We start from the raw sequence: 18,638 nt of genomic DNA on the forward strand, positions 1-18,638 counted from the left end.
GACACCAGCGTCAGCCCAAAAGGGTCGCTGGCAGAGTAGAAAGGGGATTGGCCCAAAACCTAACAGAATGCGCCCCTCAGACAAACGCGTGTGAACGCCCAAGCGACGGATCGTCACAGGTCCGTCAGGTTTTTCCGCGGGCTGTGATAAAGTCCGCGGCCTGCAAACGCTGTACTTTCTTTTCGGTCCCGCTCACGTGGCCTGCCCGCCTGTTGCCCTGAGGGGTCGACCGTTGCACACAAAAAAAATCAGAGATGCCGTTATGACTGCTTTGTCTCCTTCCGTTCTACACCGCCTCAAACGCACCGGCCTGGTGACGCAAATCGTCATCGGTCTGATCGCCGGCATCATCCTGGCGTGGCTGGCACCGGACCTTGCCAAGTCCACCGCTTTCATCGGTAAGGTCTTTGTGTCAGCGCTCAAGGCCGTGGCACCGATCCTGGTGTTCGTGCTGGTCATGGCGTCGATCGCCAACCACAAGCACGGTCAGGAAACCCATATCCGGCCCATTCTCTTCCTGTACCTGCTCGGCACTTTCGCCGCCGCAGTGGTCGCAGTGGTTGCCAGTACCCTGTTTCCGTCCAACCTTGTCCTGGTGTCCCATGACGTCGCCGTCACCGCCCCCGGCGGCATCAGCGAAGTACTGCAGAGTTTGATGCTCAGCGTGGTGGACAATCCGGTCAGCGCCCTGATGAATGCCAACTTCATCGGCATTCTGGCCTGGGCCATCGGCATGGGCATTGCCATTCGGCATGCTGGCGAAACCACCCGTACCGTGCTCGGGGATCTGTCCAACGGCGTGACCGTGATCGTGCGCGTGGTCATCTGCTTCGCCCCGCTGGGGATCTTCGGCCTGGTGGCCTCGACCCTGGCAACCTCAGGTTTCAGCGCGTTGCTGGGCTACCTTCACCTGTTGACCGTGCTGATTGGCTGCATGCTGTTCGTGGCGCTGGTGATGAACCCGCTCATCGTGTTCTGGAAGCTGCGTCGCAACCCGTACCCACTGGTCTTCACCTGCCTGCGCGAGAGCGGCATTACCGCATTCTTCACCCGCAGTTCGGCGGCGAATATCCCGGTGAACCTGGAACTGAGCAAACGCCTGGGCCTGCACGAAGACACCTATTCGGTATCGATCCCGCTGGGCGCGACCATCAACATGGCCGGCGCCGCCATTACCATCACCGTACTGACCCTGGCGGCGGTGCATACCCTGGGTATCGTGGTCGACGTGCCGACCGCCGTGTTGCTGAGCGTCGTCGCGGCCATTTGTGCCTGCGGCGCGTCCGGCGTGGCCGGTGGTTCGCTGTTGCTGATTCCCCTGGCATGCAGCCTGTTCGGTATCCCCAGCGACATCGCCATGCAGGTGGTCGCCGTGGGCTTCATTATCGGCGTCCTGCAGGATTCGGCGGAGACTGCGCTCAACTCCTCTACTGATGTGCTGTTCACCGCGGCGGCTTGCTTGGGTGAGGAAGAGAAGCGCGAACGCGTGGCCTGACAGCGGCGCTGGAGGTATGACCGTCATCGCGAGCAGGCTCGCTCCCACAGGGTTTGTGGCAGATACAAATCCAATGTGGGAGCGAGCCTGCTCGCGATAGCGATGGCACAGCCACCGTGTAAACAGACCGCCATAAAAAAGCCCGGGACGGCCCACACCGTCCCGGGCTTTTTCATGCTGGCGGGTTTAGAACGCGCCCATGTAGTCGCGTTTGCCCACTTCCACGCCATTGTGGCGCAGCAGCGCATAGGTGGTGGTGACGTGGAAGAAGAACTGCGGCAGACCATAGGTCAGGAGGTAGTTCTGGCCGGTAAAGCGTTTTTCCTTCGGCGTGCCCGGACGGGTGACGATTTCGATGCCTTCCTTGCCGTCGATCTGCTCGGGGCTGATGCCGTCGATGAACGCCAATACCTTGGTGATCAAGGCTTGCAGTTCGGCAAAGGTGGTTTCGCTGTCGTCATATTTCGGCACTTCAAGCTCGGCCAGACGCGCGGACACGCCTTTGGCGAAGTCCACCGCGATCTGCACCTGGCGTACCAGGGGGAACATGTCCGGGTACAGGCGGGCTTGCAGGAACGCGTTCGGGTCAATGTTTTTCGCAGTGGCGTGGGCTTCAGCCTTGTTCAGGACATCACTCAGGGCGTTGAGCATCTGCTTGAAAACCGGGATGGAAGCGGCGTACAGGGAAATAGTCATGGCGATCTCATGCAGGTGGCAGAAAGGACAAATCAAACGGGTGCGATTATAGCCACGCCTTGTTGCGCACCTTGTCTTTTATTGCGCAAGGATTAGGCTAGGCGGCTTCCACAGCATAGGGAACGCGCGATGAGTATCGAAGAACAAAGCCCGGCCGAAGAACCGCGGCTCAACAGCACGGAAATCCGCATTCTCGGCGCGCTGGTCGAAAAGCAGGCCACCAACCCCGAGACCTACCCGCTGACGCTCAACGCCCTGGTGCTGGCCTGCAACCAGAAGACCAGCCGTGAGCCGGTCATGAACCTCAATCCGGGCCAGGTCGGCCAGAGCCTGCGTGCGCTGGAAGGTCGCGGCTTTACCAAACTGGTGATGGGCAGCCGCGCCGACCGCTGGGAGCATCGGGTCGACAAGGCCCTGGAGCTGGTGCCGGCCCAAGTGATTCTGATGGGGTTGCTGTTCTTGCGCGGCCCGCAGACAGTCAATGAACTGCTGACCCGTAGCGGGCGGATGCACGATTTCGAAGACACCGAACAGGTGGTGCATCAGCTTGAACGGCTGATCGCCCGTGGCTTGGCGCTGTTGGTGCCGCGTCAGCCCGGCCAGCGGGAAGACCGTTACATGCACGCCATGGGCGACCCGGCGGATATCGAAGCGATCCTCGCCGCCCGCCAGCATCCCGTGGAGCGTGGTGCCGGCAGCGGCGTGTCGCTGGAGCGCATCGAAGAACTCGAAGCGCGGATCGCCGCGTTGGAAGAACGGCTGGCGCGACTGGAGTAATCAGGATCGAGCGAACGCCACGGCCTTCTTGAATTGTTCCGCGCTGGGCCGCACGCCGGTGTACAGGACAAACTGCTCCAGGGCCTGGATCGCAATCACTTCGAGCCCGGTGATGACCCGTTTGCCCTCAGCCTGGGCGCGCACGATCAGCGGCGTTTGCGACGGGATCGCCACCACATCGAACACCGTCTCGGCCGCTGCGATGGTCTCGGGCTCGAACGCCAGTTGATCGGCTTCCGGGCCACCGGTCATGCCGATCGGCGTGACGTTGATCAGCATCTGCGGCCGTCGCTGCCCCAGTTCAGCCTGCCACTCGTAACCCAGGGAGCCGGCCAAGGCTCGCCCGGCGGTTTCGTTGCGGGCCACGATCAAACCGTTTGAGTAACCACCGTCGCGCAAGGCGCTGGCCACGGCCTTGGCCATGCCGCCGCTACCTCGCAGAGCAAAGGTTGAATCCTTGGGCACCGCATGGGTTTGCAGCAATTGGGCGATCGCGATGTAGTCGGTGTTGTAGGCCTTTAAATGGCCATCGGTGTTGACGATGGTATTGATGGACTGGATCGCGGCGGCGGAAGGATCGAGTTCGTCGACCAGGGCGATGCAGTCTTCCTTGAACGGCATCGACACCCCGCACCCGCGGATGCCCAAGGCGCGGATGCCGCCTACAGCACCGGGCAAGTCCTGGCTGCTGAATGCCTTGTAGTAAAAATTCAGCCCCAGTTGCTCATACAGGTGATTGTGAAAGCGCAGGCCGAAGTTCCCAGGGCGCGCCGATAGTGACATGCACAGTTGAGTGTCTTTGTTGGGGTTGATCTGCATGCGTGACTCCTTGCAGTAAAGAAACCGCTACAGACCTTACACAATATTTACCCAACGGCACGGCAAATTCTGAAAAAATCGCTGTCAGAGCAAGTATCCCCGCGACCCTCATTCGGGTCTGTTGCAGACCACAGGCGCCGGGGCCAAAACGAGGAATCGTTATGAACCGTCAACTCCCCATCATCGCCCTGCTCATGGGGGCTCTCGCGGTCACCGGCCAGGCATCCGCCCATGGTCGAGGTGGTTGGGAGGGGCCCGCCGTGTTTGGCGCAATCGTTGGTTCGGCCATCGTCGGCTCAGCGATCATCAACCGTGATCGTCCGGTCTACGTGCAGCAACCGGTGTACGTCCAGCCACAACCGGTTTATGTGCAGCAGCCGCCACCGGTCTACTACCAGCCACAGCCGGTCTACATCGAGCGCCCTGTCTACTATCGTCCGGCGCCGGTGTATTACGGGCCACCACGGGGCTATTACTACGGCCCACCGCGCGGTCATTACGGGCGCTGGTGATCAGTCTCTGAGGCAAAAAGAAAGGCCTGTGATCCTCGATCACAGGCCTTTCCTTATTAAGAGACATAAAGCCGAGCAAGCGCCGTCGTCACGAGGCTAGACGTGCTCGCTGCTTTTCAATCGTACCGGGCCATGCTCTACCGGTACATGGGCTGCCTCCGCCACCACCGGAATCTCGTTGCCATCGCAGTCGTGCAGCTTGCCGTCACTGAAGTAGTCGCCTTCACGCAGCGCCGCCAGGTCCTGATAACGCAACACCCGCTCGGTACCGGCGGCGAATACGGACTGTTGATCCGAGTTACCCCGGGTGAAGTGATTGAAGGCCAGGTTCAGCACGATTGCCATGATCGCCGAAGAGCTGATGCCCGAATGGAAGATCGTCGCGAACCAGCTCGGGAAATGATCGTAGAAATTCGGCGCGGCGATGGGAATCATGCCAAAACCGATAGAGGTGGCGACGATGATCAGGTTGACGTTGTTGCGGTAGTCGACTTTTGACAGCGTGCGGATGCCGCTGGCAGCCACGGTGCCGAACAGCACGATACCGGCACCGCCCAACACCGAAGTCGGCACCGCCGCGATCACTCGGCCCATGAACGGCAGCAGGCCGAGTACCACCAGAAATACCCCGCCAGTTGCCACCACGAAACGGCTCTTGATCCCCGTCACCGCCACCAGCCCGACATTCTGGGCAAAGGCGCTCTGGGTGAAAGAGCCAAAGATCGGCGCGATCATGCTCGACAGCATGTCGGCCCGCAAGCCGTTACCCAGACGCCTGGAGTCGACTTTGGTGTCGATGATCTCGCCCACCGCGAGGATATCGGCGGACGTTTCCACCAATGTCACCATGATCACGATGCACATCGACAGAATGGCCGCGACATGAAAAGTCGGCATGCCAAAGTGGAAAGGTGTGGGGAAACCGAACATCGGGCCTTGGCTGACGGATGAAAAGTCCGCCATGCCCAGGAATACGGCGATGACCGTGCCAATGACCATTGCCAGCAGAATCGACAGCCGCGAGATCGTCGCGCTGCCCATTTTGCTCAGCAGCAACACCAGGACCAGGGTGACGGCGGCCAAACCGATATTGGCCATGCTGCCGAAATCGGCGGCGTGGCTATTGCCGCCCATCGCCCAGCGAGCGGCTACCGGCATCAAGGTCAGGCCAATGGTGGTGATGACGATGCCGGTGACCAGCGGCGGAAAGAACCGGGTGATTCGCGAGAACACCGGAGTAATCAGTAAGCCGATCAAGGACGCGGCGATCACCGCTCCGAGGATGGCCTGGAACCCCCCTTCTCCGCCGCTGCCGACGATCGCCACCATGGTCGCGACCCCGGAAAACGAAACGCCCTGCACGAGAGGCAACTGACAGCCGAAAAACGGCAGGCCAAGGGTTTGCAACAATGTTGCAAGCCCCCCCGCGAACAATGACGCCGCGATCAACAGGCCGATGTCCGCCGGTGACAAACCGGCGGCCTGACCGATGATCAGTGGCACAGCGACGATGCCACCGTACATGGTCAACACATGTTGCAGGCCGTAAGCCATATTCGCGCCGACGCCAAGGTTTTCGTCCTCGGGCCGTGGGAGTGAAACATGGGGCGTTTTCATGGTTCGGGAGTTCCCTGTTTTTTGTTATGCGCACACTGTATTCAAAACTCAGGACAAATGTCCATAGAGTTGTATACAACTTATTGCGCACAGCCATCCTCTCCCGCGGATCCTTGCGCCTCCCCTGCTACCCCACTTCGTTACAGAAGCCCAACCACGGCGGGCCGTAAAAGCTCGCGTGGCGGTACGCGCAGACCAAACTCGTTTTCCAGCAGGTCGATCAGTTCGTCGGCGTCGGTGATTGTCCGGCGCTCGCTTTGCTCGCCTATCCGGTGCAAGGCATAGCTGTTTCCGTTCAGGGTCTTGCGCAATCCATCGCCAGTGCGAGCCACCATCAACCGGCCCATGAATGGCGACTCGGGGTGGTTGCTGACGTACCAATTGCCGACGGTGTAGTCGATGTCTTCCTGGCGCTGCAGATCGAACAGGTACATCGGCCGCCATTCGTCGGCCACGCAGGCACGCAGCAGATAGCCGTCCGGGTGAGCCTCGATGCGATAGGGTTCGTGGGGAGTGGCCTGGATGTCACGGCTGTCCAGCAGCAGCGGCGCAGTAGGCACCATGCCGCCGAAGCCGACATCGGTGGTGTAACGCACGCCGTCAAGCGTCACCAGGCTGAGGCGGTGGGTGCGGGCGGGCCAGGCACCCTCGGGGGCATTCATCACCACCCGTCCGGTGATGCCTCGGGCTTCGAAGCCCAGTTCCAACAGCAGCGCCAGGAACAATTGATTGAGCTCATAGCAGTAGCCGCCGCGGCCTTGTTCGAAGACTTTTCGCTCCACTGATTCGAGGTCAATGGGCACGGGTTGGCCCAGCAGCGTCGAAAGGGTTTCAAAGGGGAACTCGGCGGTGTGGCGTCGTTGAAGCAGGCGCAAGGTGTCGAGGGTCGGGGCTGGCGGTGTGTCGAAGCCCAGGCGTTGCAGATAACGGCCCGAATCGTTCAGTCGGGTTTGGCTCATGAGGATGTCCTTTCCTGTCCAGTGCAGGGCTTACAAAAAGTCCGCTGCTGGGGTGCAGATATAAGGCATTCGCCTTTGCGAGACAATAACCGACCGCAGACCTCGCTCCCTCACCGACGTTTTCGCGAAGCGAGCCGGATCCAGGTCGGAGCATGGTCGCTGGGATGCGGTTGATTCCTGACCCATGCGTCCACGCCCGCCTCGCTCAGGTAAGGACTGGCCGCCGGGTTGAGCAGCAGGTGATCGATGCGCAGCCCGGAGTTCTTTTGCCAGTGCTGACGGAAATAATCCCAGAAGGTGTATACCCGCTCGTCCGGGTACAGGTGGCGCAACGAATCGGTCCAACCCTGGTCGAGCAGCCGCTGATAACACTCGCGGCTTTCGGGTTGCAGCAGGGCATCCTTGAGCCAGGAACGCGGGTTGTAGATGTCCAGATCGGTGGGCACCACGTTGTAGTCACCCGCCAGCACCACCGGATGATCGCTGGCCTGCAGCCCCTTGGCATAAGCGATCAGCCGTTCGAACCAGGCCAGTTTGTAATCGAATTTGGGCCCAGGTTGCGGGTTGCCGTTAGGCAGATAAAGACAACCCACCAGCACGCCATGCACCGCTGCCTCCAGGTAACGACTGTGGCGGTCATCGTCGCCACCGGGCAAGCCACGGCGGCTCTCCAGCGGTTGCGCATCACGGGCCAGGATCGCAACGCCATTCCAGGACGCCTGGCCGTGCCAGAGCGATCCGTAACCAACCGATTCCAGCTGCGCTGTGGGGAAATCCTTGTCCGCTGCCTTGAGTTCCTGCAAGCAGACAATGTCGGGTTTCTCCCGCTCCAGCCACTCCAGCAGATTGGGCAGTCGGGCCCGGATGCCGTTGATATTGAAGGTCGCTATGCGCAGGTTTTTCATCGGGCCAGGGCTCCAGATCCAGGACACTAGCTGTGACCGACAAGCCACCGTGGTGGTTGCAACGACTTACGATCTCCCGGCCATCGATTTTGATGATTTCTGCGACCTCAACGATCCGAGCGCGCCAGCGTATCAAACCCGTCTTCCATCGATAACGCCGCCACTCGGTTGCGTCCGCTGTGCTTGGCCTGATAAAGCGCCGCATCGGCCCGCTGGAGGAACACTTCAATGCTGTCCAAACTGCTGGGCACGAACGCGTAGCAGCCCAGGCTCACCGTCAGGTAGCCGGTAGGAGAGCCGGCATGGGTGATGTGTTGGTCGATAACGCTGCGGCGGATCTGCTCGGCCAGGGCTAAGGCCCCCTGCAGGTTGGTATCGGGCAGCAGCACCGCGAACTCCTCGCCGCCATAACGCACGGCAAGGTCAGCCTTGCGATGACAGCAGCCCTTGAGCACCTTCGCCATTTCTGCCAGGCAATGATCCCCGGCCACGTGGCCGTAGGTGTCGTTGTAACGCTTGAAGAAATCGATATCGAGCATGATCAGGCTCAAGGGGCTGCGCTGGCGGGCGCCCCGGCCGAACTCGATGTCTAGGGCCCGCTCGAACAGCCGACGGTTCGCAAGCCCAGTCAGGCTGTCATGGGTGGCAATCAGCTCCAACGCCTCCTGGGCCTTGCGCAGGTCCGCTTCGATCCGTTCGCTGTTGCGCACCTGACGCACGAACACCCAGCCGAACAGGCAGATACCTAATACCACCACCGCCACGATCAGACTGGATTTGAAGGCTCTGTCGTGCCAACCCGCCAGGATCGCCTGTTCGGACATCGCGGCGGTCACCACCAGCGGATAGGCCTGTAAATGCTGGTGGTCATAGAGCCTGAGGACGCCATCGGCAGCGGAGCGGATGGTCGCGGTACCGGCGCTTTCGCTGTACAACTCATGCTGAAAGACCGGTTCCTCGGCCAGGGATCGACCGATTTTTGCCTCGTCGAAGGGGCGCCGGGCCAGCAAGGTCCCGTCGGACAAGGCCAGGACCATCTCGTCTTGGTCAGCGAGGCTGAAGCTATCGAAGAATCGATCGAAGTACGACATCTTGATCCCGGCCAACAATACGCCCTGGAAATTGCCGTCCTGATCATTCAAGCGCCGCGACACCGGGATGATCCACTCGCCATTTTGTCGACTGCGGATAGCCGGCCCGATATGAGCGATCAGGGCGGTGTTCTGCTGATGGAACGTAAAGTAGTCCCGATCTGCTACCCCTGGGCCCCTGTGCAGTTGTTCAAAGGACGTAATGACCCAATGACCGTGCTTGTCGAACAGGAACAGGCCATGCAATTGCTCCAGGGCTTGCACGCGCCGGGCAAAGGTTTTCTGCAGACGTGGTTGCAGCGCCGGACCGAAACCGTCGCTCTCTATCCAGTCCGCCAGGCTGGTCAGGACCAGGTCTGTCTGCTGGAACGTGTCCTGAGCCTGTTGGGCCATGGCCCGGGTGAGGTTGGCTGAGGCGGTGCGCGCCGACTCCAGGTCGTAGCGACGAGACTGTTCCAGTTGCAAAAAAAGCAGGCCACACAGGCACAGGCAGACCGCCGCGATAAACGCCACCGCTGCCTTAAGCAACGGCAGGCGCTTGAGGGCACCGCCGGGGACATGGAACGGATCAAAATTGGGGATTGGCAAGCGAATTCCTGAGGGGGGCAAAGCATGAGCGAAACCCTCAAAGCCCCCAATATTCGTGAGCTTAGCCTACCGCCTGGGGGGGCGGCAATTTGCCGGTGTGGCATAGCCGATGGGTGGCTCAATGGATCCAAAATCCTGCGCATGGCCCTGTCAAATTCACCCGTTCTGGCCGGAAAATCCCCCCAATGGCGACAATCCCGGAAAGCCGGTTTTTTTCATGAATCGCTTTGCCAGGGCTATCAAAATTGCGTAACGCCCCATAACGTAGGTCGCCTTTGCCATCCAAGCACCGGCCGACCATGAATAAACCCATCCCGACCGTCGACGACCCGTTGTCCAGCCCCTCGGCCATCAGCTTGCGCGAGGCGTTCTGGTTCTGGCTCAAGCTGGGCTTTATCAGTTTCGGTGGGCCGGCAGGACAAATCTCGATCATGCACCAGGAGTTGGTGGAGCGCCGACGCTGGATTTCCGAACGACGCTTTCTGCATGCCCTCAATTACTGCATGCTGCTGCCAGGCCCCGAGGCGCAGCAATTGGCGACGTACCTGGGCTGGCTGATGCACCGCAGCTGGGGCGGGATCATTGCCGGGGCGCTGTTCGTGCTGCCTTCGCTGTTCATTCTCATCACATTGTCCTGGCTGTATGTCGCCTTTGGCGAAGTGCCGGTGGTGGCCGGGATTTTTTATGGCATCAAGCCAGCCGTGACCGCGATCGTCGTGCATGCCGCCCACCGGATAGGTTCGCGCGCGCTCAAGAACAGTTGGCTGTGGGCCATCGCCGCCGGCTCGTTCACCGCGATATTCGCTTTCAATCTCCCCTTCCCGCTGATCGTGCTGGGAGCGGCGGTCATCGGGTACTTCGGCGGCCGCTGGGCACCGGAAAAGTTCAGCCTGGGCGGGCACAACGCCACGCATCAGTCCTTTGGCCCGGCATTGATCGACGATGACACCCCGCCCCCGGAGCATGCCCGCTTCAGCGCCTTGCGACTGGCCCGGCTGGCGATCATCGGCGCCCTGCTGTGGGCCTTGCCGATGGGTGTGTTGACCCTGTTGTTCGGCTGGGAAGGCACCCTGACGCAAATGGCCTGGTTCTTCACCAAGGCGGCCTTGCTGACGTTTGGTGGCGCCTATGCGGTTCTGCCCTATGTGTATCAAGGCGCTGTCGGACATTTCGGCTGGCTGACCCCAACGCAGATGATCGATGGTCTGGCCCTCGGCGAAACCACTCCCGGCCCGTTGATCATGGTGGTCGCTTTCGTCGGCTTCGTCGGTGGCTACGTGATGCAGGTGTTCGGCCCTGAACAGGCCTTCCTCGCTGGCGCGGTTGCCGCCACGCTGGTGACCTGGTTTACGTTCCTGCCCTCATTCCTGTTCATCCTCGCGGGTGGGCCGTTGGTGGAGTCGACGCATAACGAGCTGAAATTCACCGCACCGCTGACGGCGATTACTGCCGCCGTGGTCGGGGTGATCCTCAACCTGGCCTGCTTCTTCGGTTACCACGTGCTTTGGCCCAGCGGTTTTTCCGGCGCGTTGGACTGGCCGTCGGCAATCATCGCGCTCGCCGCCGCCATTGCGCTGTTTCGCTACAAACGCGGCGTCATCCAGGTGCTGCTGGGATGCGGACTGACCGGCCTGGCCGTGCATCTACTGCGTTAGATGAGGCATTTGCTCAGGTAGGTCACCGAGGCCGGGCACAAGGACTTGAATTGCGCCGTTTCGCTGATCGACATCGGCGCCAGCGAACGGTCACGCGCCTGATACCCCTGGGCAACAAAGAAGCTGGCAGCACTGGCAGTGAGCAGGTGAAGGCGCTCCACACCTTGGTTTTTCGCAAAGTCTTCCAGAGCGACCAGCATCGCTGCGCCTATGCCGCGCCCCCGCAGCCCCTCAGGGACCACCAGAGAGCGTAACAATCGGTCCGCGCCCTCCCCCTCGATCCCGCCAAACGCTGTCTGAGCGTCTGCTTGCCTGAAGCTGAAAAAACGTCGGCCCTGCTGGTTCAGGTCGTCCACAGGCAGACCCGCCAGGATCAGCGCCTGGCGCAACGGCTCCAACTCCTCATTGCTCAGTTCGGTCATGTGCATGGCATTGCTCTGACAGAGGTTCTGCCCAGGAAACTACGCCGCCAGCACTCTCCTACGCAACTGCTCGCGCAGAACAAAATTGAACGGCCCGTGCTTTGCGCGAACTAACCAGGTTCATGCCCTGCCCAGGTTCTCACACCAAAGTCGGCAAGGGCCAAAACCTGAACAGCAATGGCACAGGTGACCGTTCACATGGACTCAAGCTCTCTTCAGTTCCTTACCGATACCCAATTACTCGGCATCTCCATCGCCAACTGGCTCCTGGCCCTGGGTGTGATGGTGGTGAGTTTTATCATCGTCAGGGCCGGCATCGGCTTGCTGTTGAGAAAAGTGCAGGCCCGGGCACAGAAACCCGATGCGTATGTCAGCCACATCGCCGTCGAAGTACTGTCCAGTACCAGCAATACGCTGTTGTTACTGGCCTCCATCCTCATTGGCGTCGGCGTCCTGGACCTGCCGGAGCGTTGGCTTGACCGGGTCAGCAGCCTCTGGTTCGTGGTCGCAGCCTTGCAGGTGGGGCTCTGGGCCAACCGGGCAATTGCCCTGGCGTTGCTGCACTATTTCGCCCGCCACAGCCACTCCGACATCCACCAGAAAAGCGCGCTGGCCACCCTGAGCCTGTGGGGCGCGAAGGTGTTTCTCTGGGCCGTGGTGCTCCTGGCGATGCTCTCCAACCTAGGCGTGAACATCACCGCCTTTATCGCCAGCCTCGGGGTCGGTGGTATCGCCGTGGCGCTGGCGGTGCAGAACATCCTCGGTGATCTGTTCGCCTCGCTGTCCATCGCCGTGGACAAACCGTTCGAGGTCGGCGACTTCATTGTCGTGGGTTCCCTGGCCGGCACCGTGGAACATGTCGGCTTGAAAACCACGCGGATCCGCAGCCTGGGTGGCGAGCAGATCGTGATGGCCAATGCCGGAATGATCAGCACCACCATTCAGAACTACAAACGGCTTCAGGAACGACGGATCGTCTTTGAATTCGCCCTGCCCCATGACTGCTCGACAGAACAGCTAAGGCAAGTGCCGGTCATCGTCGAAAACATCATCAAGGCTCAGGAAAAGACCCGCTTCGACCGCTCGCACTTTCGCGGTTTCGGCGAAAGCGCATTGGAATTCGAAACGGTGTACATCGTGCTGGACCCCAGCTACAACGTTTACATGGATGTCCAACAGGCGATCAACCTGGGCATGATGGAAGAATTCGCCAGAATCGGTGTGCGATTTGCGATCCCGGCCCGTACCGTTCATGTCGCCTCGCTACCCGATACGCAGGGGCAAACGTCCAAGGAAAACGCTCACAAGACCTCGCTGGAAGCCGCGCCGGAATATCGCTCGCAGCATTAACCTCCAAGCATTTACCCTGTGGGAGCAAAGCTTGCTCGCGATGAGGGCGCACACGCAAATGGGCGCCCACTCGTATCAAATAAAACTGACAGACCGCGAATTAGCTGGCGGATTGAGCAACGCATTGGCGCCGGTCTCAATCGCCGGCGACCTGTTTTCCACCGGCGGTTTCCCTACGAGAAGGCTCAACGCGTTGTCGATCTCGTCGGCCGCCCCTTGCGCGTACTGTGCGTTTGCCCAGCTCCAATGGTGTTCAAACATCAACCCGCCCACCGCCTGCGCGCACAGTTCATCACTGCAGACCCCCATCTTTCCCGCCGCAGCGATCACGGCCATAAGGGCTTGCTCTAACTGGAAAATTCGCTCGGTAGTCACACTGACCCACTCGATAGGTAACGAGCCCCTAGCCTACCAATATATCAATGTGCCACCAACCGCAGGCGCTCAACGGTCATCTGCTCAAACGGCCTTGGCTTGCGCCCGGGCGCGGATGTCTGGGCAATCCCGAACCGCGGCCCGTGCAGCCAGGATGCCGAGAACGGCTGCACCACCCAGCACAACCGCGCTGGCTTCGAAGGTCGCCTGATAGCCGCTCAGATCGAAAAGGATGCCGCCCACCGTGGCACCCGCCGCAATCGCAAGCTGAATGATCGCGACCATCAATCCACCCCCTGCTTCGGCATCATCTGGCAGCGTTCGCGCCAGCCAGGTCCACCAGCCGACGGGGGCAGCGGTGGCCACTAAACCCCAAAGTCCCAGCAGGATAATCGTGATGGTTGCCGACGCCCCGAACCCCACCAGGGCAAGTGCAATCGCTGCCATCAGCAACGGGATGACGATGAGCGTCCGGTACAGGCCATTTTTCAAGAACGCACCGATCACAAAGGTACCGAGCAAACCGGCCACGCCAATCACCAGCAATGCAAACGAAAGCAAAGACACGCTCATCTGCGTCACCGTTTCAAGGAACGGTCGTAGATAGGTGAACAACATGAATTGACCCATGAAGAATGCGCTGGCAGCCAGCATGCCCAAGGCTATGGGGGCTCGCTCCATCAATTTGAACACGTTGGCGCTACCCTGCTTCGTCTGTGCCGGCATGGAGGGCAGGCGTAACAGCAGCCAGACCAAAGCGGTGGCGGCGACAGGCACAATGCAAAAGAACGCGCCACGCCAACCGATTATCTGCCCAAGAAAACTGCCCAGCGGCGCCGCCACCACCGTCGCCAACGCATTGCCGCCATTGACGATCGCCAGGGCCCGTGGGATCTGCTGATCCGGCACCAGCCGCATGGCCGTGGCGGCTGACAACGACCAAAAGCCGCCAATCGCAACGCCGATCAGTGCGCGTCCGGCCATGAATACCGCGTAATTGGGTGCCAATGAGACCACGGTTCCAGAAATGATCATCAACAGTGTCAGCAGCAGGAGCAAACTTTTACGGTCCACCCTAGCGGCAATCGATGCAATGAACAGGCTGGTGATCAGGGCGAAGGCGCCAGACACGGCGATGCCTTGACCGGCCTGCCCTTCGCTAATGTGAAGATCGGCCGCAATGGGCGTGAGCAGGCTGACCGGCATGAACTCCGATGCAACGAGGGCGAACGCAGCGAGGGACATGGCAAGCACCGCGCTCCACGTGGGGCGGTCTTGGGAGATGGGCAATACGCTATCGGTCATGGGATATGAATCCTGTGTTTCTTGAGCGTCGGGTCCACTGAAGACTCGAGGGGACGAACTGCGGCACCGAAGATCGCTGCCGCAGGACAAGAGGTGCCAAGTGATGGCGTGATTGAGGGAGTTACTTCAGATTGTTGCGAAAGAACCCGGCCAACTTGTCGAACGGGATCAGGTTCACCCGGTCGTAAAGGTCCACATGGTTGGCGCCCGGGATGATGAGCAACTCTTTGGGTTGCGCAGACCGCTTGTAGGCATCTTCACTGAACTCACGCGAGTGCGCCTCGGAGCCGGTGATAAACAGCAAAGGACGCGGCGAGATGCTTTCAATGTCATCGAACGGGTAGAAGTTCATGAACTTGACGTTGCTGGACAGCGTGGGCATGGTCGTGGTCTGCGGCGAAGCGCCGGCGGGAGTGACTTCGCCACGCGGGGTCCGGTAGAAGTCAAAGAACTCATCCGCGATGGCATCGCCCGTCAATTTCAGCGGTGAGCCAGAGGTGTACGCGGTTTTCCCACCGATAAACTCCACATAGCGCTGCTCGGCTGCCGTGGCCAGGAACTGTTTTTTCTGTTCCGCCGTTGTCGAGTTACCCAGGCCTTTGCGGTACAAGTCGCCATGGTTGTACATGCTGACCGTCGCGATGGCCTTCAGGCGCGGGTCGATCTTGGCTGCGCTGATGACAAAAGCGCCGCTGCCGCAGATACCGATGATGCCGATGCGCTCGCGATTGACGAACGGCCGGGTGCCGAGAAAATCCACCGCAGCGCTGTAGTCTTCTGCGTACATGTCCGGCAACACCGCATTGCGCGGCGTACCCTCACTCTCCCCCCAGAACGACAAATCCAGGGAGAGCGTAACAAAACCCTGCTCGGCCATTTTGGTCGCGTACAGATTGGAACTCTGCTCCTTCACCGCGCCCATGGGATGACCCACGATGATGGCGGCGCTTTTCGCCTTCGGGTCCAGTCCCTTTGGGACAAACAGATTACCTGCCACCTCCATCCCGTATTGATTCTTGAAGGCGACCTTTTCCACTGTCACCTTGTCACTTTTGTAGAAGTTGTCAGCACCGTTGGACATATCAGCCCCCATGGATGAGCAAGAGACGATAAGCAGACCGAGGGCAAGCAGCATTCTTTTCACTGGATAGTCCTTCTGTTTGAGTGATTCGAGGGGTGTCGCCCGCGTAGGCTCGAACATGCATTGAGTAATGATCTCCTGAGTCAGGTCGGATCAAATTCTCAGCGCCCAACCCGGATTTCAGGTAGCGCATTACGCTGCTTTTCTTGCCCGATCCTATGAGTTCGCCCACTTCATGTAGGCAGCGCTTCGCTTGGCGAGTTAATGTTCTGCCTATAGCTATCAGCCCTGGACAACCCCCGAACCCGCCATGACCACCCAACGCAAATCCCTGCAAGAGACGCTCGCCGGAATCATTGACGCCCGGACCCCACAGACGGGGGACTTTGATATGCCGGTGGCCGGCCTTAGTTTCTTTCGACGTGAAGCCCCGGCGCGTCCCGTCATCTGCATGATCGAACCGAGCATCGTGCTCGTGGCCCAAGGCGTGAAACAGGTATGGGTAGGTGGCAAGGCGTATGGATACGACACCACACGATTTCTCATCACTTCGCTGGACATCCCCGCCAATTCTGAAGTGATGGTGGCAAGCCCGGAGCAACCTTGCCTGGGCCTGGTCTTCAAGCTCGACTTGCGCATGGTCGCCGATCTGGTCGCCCAGAGCGGCATGACGCCGTATCGAGACCGGCCCATCGGAATTGGCGCAGGCATTGGTACAGCAACACCTGAGCTTCTGGCGCCGTTCGCACGCTTGTTGGCGCTGCTGGATGAGCCTGACGCGATCCCTGTACTGGCGCCGCTGATCCAACAAGAAATTCATTATCGGTTGTTGATGAGCGACCAGGCTTCGCGGCTGCGTCAGATCGCCTCCGTGGACAGCCAGGGCTACCGGATCGCCAAAGCCATCGACTGGCTGAAATTGAATTACACCGAACACATCCGCGTAGAGGACCTCGCGGCGCGTGTGCAGATGAGCCCCCCCACCTTCCACCATCACTTCCGCCAGCTCACCGCGATGAGTCCGCTGCAGTACCAGAAGTGGCTACGGTTGAACGAAGCGAAGCGCTTGATGCTCAATGAGCATATGGACGTGGCGAGTGCGGCCTTCAAAGTGGGCTATGAAAGCCCCTCGCAGTTCAGCCGTGAATACGGCCGTTTGTTTGGCATGCCGCCCAAGCGGGATATTGCGACGTTGCGCGGGCCAGCCGATCACACCAAGGCTGTTTGATTCATTGTGGCTTGCCCCATTGTGACGAGGGAACTCCCTCGCCACGGCTCAGCTACATCGTTCAAATCGTCGCAACGTTGTCCGGGCTTTTCAGGCCCCGGCGCTGTTCAGTCCAAGGTCCATCAGTTCCTGGCGCCGTAATACTGCGCCATGTAATCCACAAACACTCGAACCTTGGCCGGCAAATTCCGCGCATGCGGGTAAAGCGCATAGTAGTGCCGCTGCCCAAGCGTGTACTCAGGCAGAATCCGCACCAGTCTTCCCGTCAGCAAGTCATCTTGCACCGTCGCCAGGGTAAACGCGGCAATGCCCCCGCCCGCCAGAGCGCAGGCGTGCAAGGCAGTGATGGTGTCCGTATGAAAGCTGCTGGCGCAATCCACCGTGCTCGACTCCCCTGCTTCCCCCACCAGCACCCACTGCGTGGCCGAGGCATACGTCAGCAGCCGATGGTCGTTGAGTTCAGCAACGCCGCGAGGCAGCCCGCGCTTGAAGACATAGGCCGGTGCCGCCACCAGAACCAGCGGCGAAACGCTGAGCAAGCGCGCGACAAGACTGCTGTCGGCCAACGGCCCGCAAATCCGTAATGCCACATCGAACCCATCGGCTACCAGATCGACAAGCGGATCCGAGCAGGACAAATCGACCTGGATGTCCGGATAGCGCTCCTGGAACCCCGGCAACCAACGGGCCAGCTCCAGCGTACCGATCACCAGCGGTGAACTGATGCGCAGCAGCCCGGAGGGCCGTTCCTGTTCCAGGGTCACCGCCTGGGACGCGGCATCAACGCGATCCAGAATATCCACGCAAGCGGCGTAGTAGCGCTCGCCTGCTGCCGTAAGGCTCATGCGTCGGGTATTGCGATTGATCAGACGCACGCCCAGCACAGACTCCAGTTGCTGCAAGTTGCGCGACACCGACGAATGAGTGGTGTCCAGTCGTTCGGCCGCGGCTGAAAACCCCTGAGCCTCCACGATGCAGCGAAACACGCGCATGGCGAGCATCTGATTCATATTTTCAGCGTACCGGCAGCTTGATGATTTGGGCGGTGGTCATCACATCACCGAAAGTATCCTCGACCTCGGCCAGTGCGGCCTTGTGCAAGGCGTCCTTGTCGATCGCTTCGCCACTGACCCGGGTGATCGCACGGGTAGCCGATGCATCGGAGGCGACCAACACATTGTAGCCAAGCGGCGCCGCATCACGGGCAGCACCGGCCACGCACGCGTGGGTCATGAGACCGGAGATGATCAGGTTTTCGATACCAGCGCTCTTCAAACGCTTGTCCAGGTCGGTACTGCCGAAGACGCTGACAGTGGTCTTTTGCAAGACAACATCCTGGGCCCGGGGCTGCATGTCCGGATGGAATTTCACGGTTTCGCCACCCTCGGCAAACACCGCCGAACCGGCCGGCGCAATGTGCTGGATATGGAACACCGGCATGTGGTGATCATCGGCGAAATCAATCAGTTCGCGAGTATTGGCCAACGCAGCAGCGCCGTCAGGGATGGGCATTTTGCCGGTGAAATATTCGTTCTGAAAATCGATTACCAGTAACGCGGTTTTACCGGCCGGGAGTTGGTTGACCGGCTCCGCGCCAGCCATGGCTCGAATGGTGGGATGGGCATCAGCCAATGCGCCGGTGCTGGCGACAATACCGGAGAACGCACAAGCGGCGAGCAAACGACGGGTAAAACGTTGCATGAGGGATTCCTTCACAAGTGGTTGAGTGAAGCAATCCTAGGGGGATAGTTCAGGCCGGAACA

The 18,638-nt window shown here is 60.2% G+C and carries 18 protein-coding genes; 6 read left to right on the forward strand and 12 right to left on the reverse strand.

Features of this window, described 5'->3' with window-relative positions; genetic code table 11:
- Positions 1-262: 262 nt before the first annotated feature.
- On the forward strand, positions 263-1,495 hold the full coding sequence (gene sstT, locus GKKCFE_RS16210; protein WP_339491133.1) for a serine/threonine transporter SstT: 1,233 nt from the start codon (positions 263-265) through the stop codon (positions 1,493-1,495).
- A gap of 186 nt (positions 1,496-1,681) precedes the next feature.
- Here the strand turns inward: sstT and GKKCFE_RS16215 are convergent, their stop codons facing one another.
- Positions 1,682-2,191 (reverse strand): DUF1993 domain-containing protein, encoded by a 510-nt coding sequence (locus GKKCFE_RS16215; RefSeq protein WP_047228507.1) that lies wholly within the window; start codon positions 2,189-2,191, stop codon positions 1,682-1,684.
- A 129-nt stretch (positions 2,192-2,320) separates the two neighbouring features.
- Here GKKCFE_RS16215 and GKKCFE_RS16220 point away from each other — a divergent pair, with 129 nt between their 5' ends.
- Positions 2,321-2,968, forward strand: coding sequence for a YceH family protein (locus GKKCFE_RS16220; protein ID WP_047228508.1), 648 nt, complete (start codon positions 2,321-2,323; stop codon positions 2,966-2,968).
- Here the strand turns inward: GKKCFE_RS16220 and GKKCFE_RS16225 are convergent, their stop codons facing one another.
- On the reverse strand, positions 2,969-3,787 hold the full coding sequence (locus tag GKKCFE_RS16225; protein ID WP_107322272.1) for a shikimate 5-dehydrogenase: 819 nt from the start codon (positions 3,785-3,787) through the stop codon (positions 2,969-2,971).
- 161 nt (positions 3,788-3,948) lie between these two features.
- On the opposite strand from GKKCFE_RS16225, the gene GKKCFE_RS16230 reads away from it, so the two are divergent.
- The gene (locus GKKCFE_RS16230; RefSeq protein WP_047228510.1) at positions 3,949-4,299 is read left to right on the forward strand and encodes a hypothetical protein; all 351 of its coding nucleotides are present in this window, start codon (positions 3,949-3,951) and stop codon (positions 4,297-4,299) included.
- A 96-nt stretch (positions 4,300-4,395) separates the two neighbouring features.
- On the opposite strand, the gene GKKCFE_RS16235 is transcribed toward GKKCFE_RS16230, so the two are convergent.
- From GKKCFE_RS16235 to GKKCFE_RS16250, 4 genes are all read right to left on the reverse strand, one after another.
- Entirely contained in the window at positions 4,396-5,916 is a 1,521-nt protein-coding gene (locus tag GKKCFE_RS16235; RefSeq protein ID WP_445576830.1) for a nucleobase:cation symporter-2 family protein, read from the reverse strand.
- A gap of 140 nt (positions 5,917-6,056) precedes the next feature.
- A complete protein-coding gene (locus GKKCFE_RS16240) occupies positions 6,057-6,875 on the reverse strand; it encodes an arylamine N-acetyltransferase family protein (protein ID WP_107322271.1) in 819 nt (272 codons plus the stop codon).
- A gap of 110 nt (positions 6,876-6,985) precedes the next feature.
- Positions 6,986-7,780 (reverse strand): exodeoxyribonuclease III, encoded by a 795-nt coding sequence (gene xth / locus GKKCFE_RS16245; protein WP_445576831.1) that lies wholly within the window; start codon positions 7,778-7,780, stop codon positions 6,986-6,988.
- Positions 7,781-7,887: 107 nt separating this feature from the next.
- Entirely contained in the window at positions 7,888-9,459 is a 1,572-nt protein-coding gene (locus tag GKKCFE_RS16250) for a sensor domain-containing diguanylate cyclase (RefSeq protein WP_445576832.1), read from the reverse strand.
- Between the two features lie 299 nt (positions 9,460-9,758).
- On the opposite strand from GKKCFE_RS16250, the gene chrA reads away from it, so the two are divergent.
- Positions 9,759-11,114 (forward strand): chromate efflux transporter, encoded by a 1,356-nt coding sequence (gene chrA, locus GKKCFE_RS16255; RefSeq protein WP_160891330.1) that lies wholly within the window; start codon positions 9,759-9,761, stop codon positions 11,112-11,114.
- Here the strand turns inward: chrA and arsN2 are convergent.
- On the reverse strand, positions 11,111-11,542 hold the full coding sequence (gene arsN2, locus GKKCFE_RS16260) for an arsenic resistance N-acetyltransferase ArsN2 (protein WP_445576833.1): 432 nt from the start codon (positions 11,540-11,542) through the stop codon (positions 11,111-11,113). The genes chrA and arsN2 overlap by 4 nt on opposite strands.
- Before the next feature lie 192 nt (positions 11,543-11,734).
- Here arsN2 and GKKCFE_RS16265 point away from each other — a divergent pair, with 192 nt between their 5' ends.
- Positions 11,735-12,886, forward strand: a complete 1,152-nt coding sequence (locus GKKCFE_RS16265) for a mechanosensitive ion channel family protein (RefSeq protein ID WP_047228517.1) — start codon at positions 11,735-11,737, stop codon at positions 12,884-12,886.
- Positions 12,887-12,961: 75 nt separating this feature from the next.
- Here the strand turns inward: GKKCFE_RS16265 and GKKCFE_RS16270 are convergent, their stop codons facing one another.
- From GKKCFE_RS16270 to GKKCFE_RS16280, 3 genes are all read right to left on the reverse strand, one after another.
- Entirely contained in the window at positions 12,962-13,222 is a 261-nt protein-coding gene (locus tag GKKCFE_RS16270; protein WP_173406760.1) for a hypothetical protein, read from the reverse strand.
- 123 nt (positions 13,223-13,345) lie between these two features.
- Positions 13,346-14,566, reverse strand: a complete 1,221-nt coding sequence (locus tag GKKCFE_RS16275; RefSeq protein WP_107322266.1) for an MFS transporter — start codon at positions 14,564-14,566, stop codon at positions 13,346-13,348.
- A gap of 121 nt (positions 14,567-14,687) precedes the next feature.
- Positions 14,688-15,710 (reverse strand): alpha/beta hydrolase, encoded by a 1,023-nt coding sequence (locus GKKCFE_RS16280; protein WP_445576834.1) that lies wholly within the window; start codon positions 15,708-15,710, stop codon positions 14,688-14,690.
- A 247-nt stretch (positions 15,711-15,957) separates the two neighbouring features.
- On the opposite strand from GKKCFE_RS16280, the gene GKKCFE_RS16285 reads away from it, so the two are divergent.
- Positions 15,958-16,875 (forward strand): AraC family transcriptional regulator, encoded by a 918-nt coding sequence (locus tag GKKCFE_RS16285; RefSeq protein ID WP_047228519.1) that lies wholly within the window; start codon positions 15,958-15,960, stop codon positions 16,873-16,875.
- 122 nt (positions 16,876-16,997) lie between these two features.
- Here the strand turns inward: GKKCFE_RS16285 and GKKCFE_RS16290 are convergent, their stop codons facing one another.
- The gene (locus GKKCFE_RS16290; RefSeq protein WP_274090733.1) at positions 16,998-17,885 is read right to left on the reverse strand and encodes a LysR family transcriptional regulator; all 888 of its coding nucleotides are present in this window, start codon (positions 17,883-17,885) and stop codon (positions 16,998-17,000) included.
- Between the two features lie 4 nt (positions 17,886-17,889).
- Positions 17,890-18,576, reverse strand: coding sequence for a cysteine hydrolase family protein (locus GKKCFE_RS16295; RefSeq protein WP_076383957.1), 687 nt, complete (start codon positions 18,574-18,576; stop codon positions 17,890-17,892).
- Positions 18,577-18,638: the final 62 nt, after the last annotated feature.

The sequence above is a fragment of the Pseudomonas sp. E141 genome, assembly GCF_052659885.1.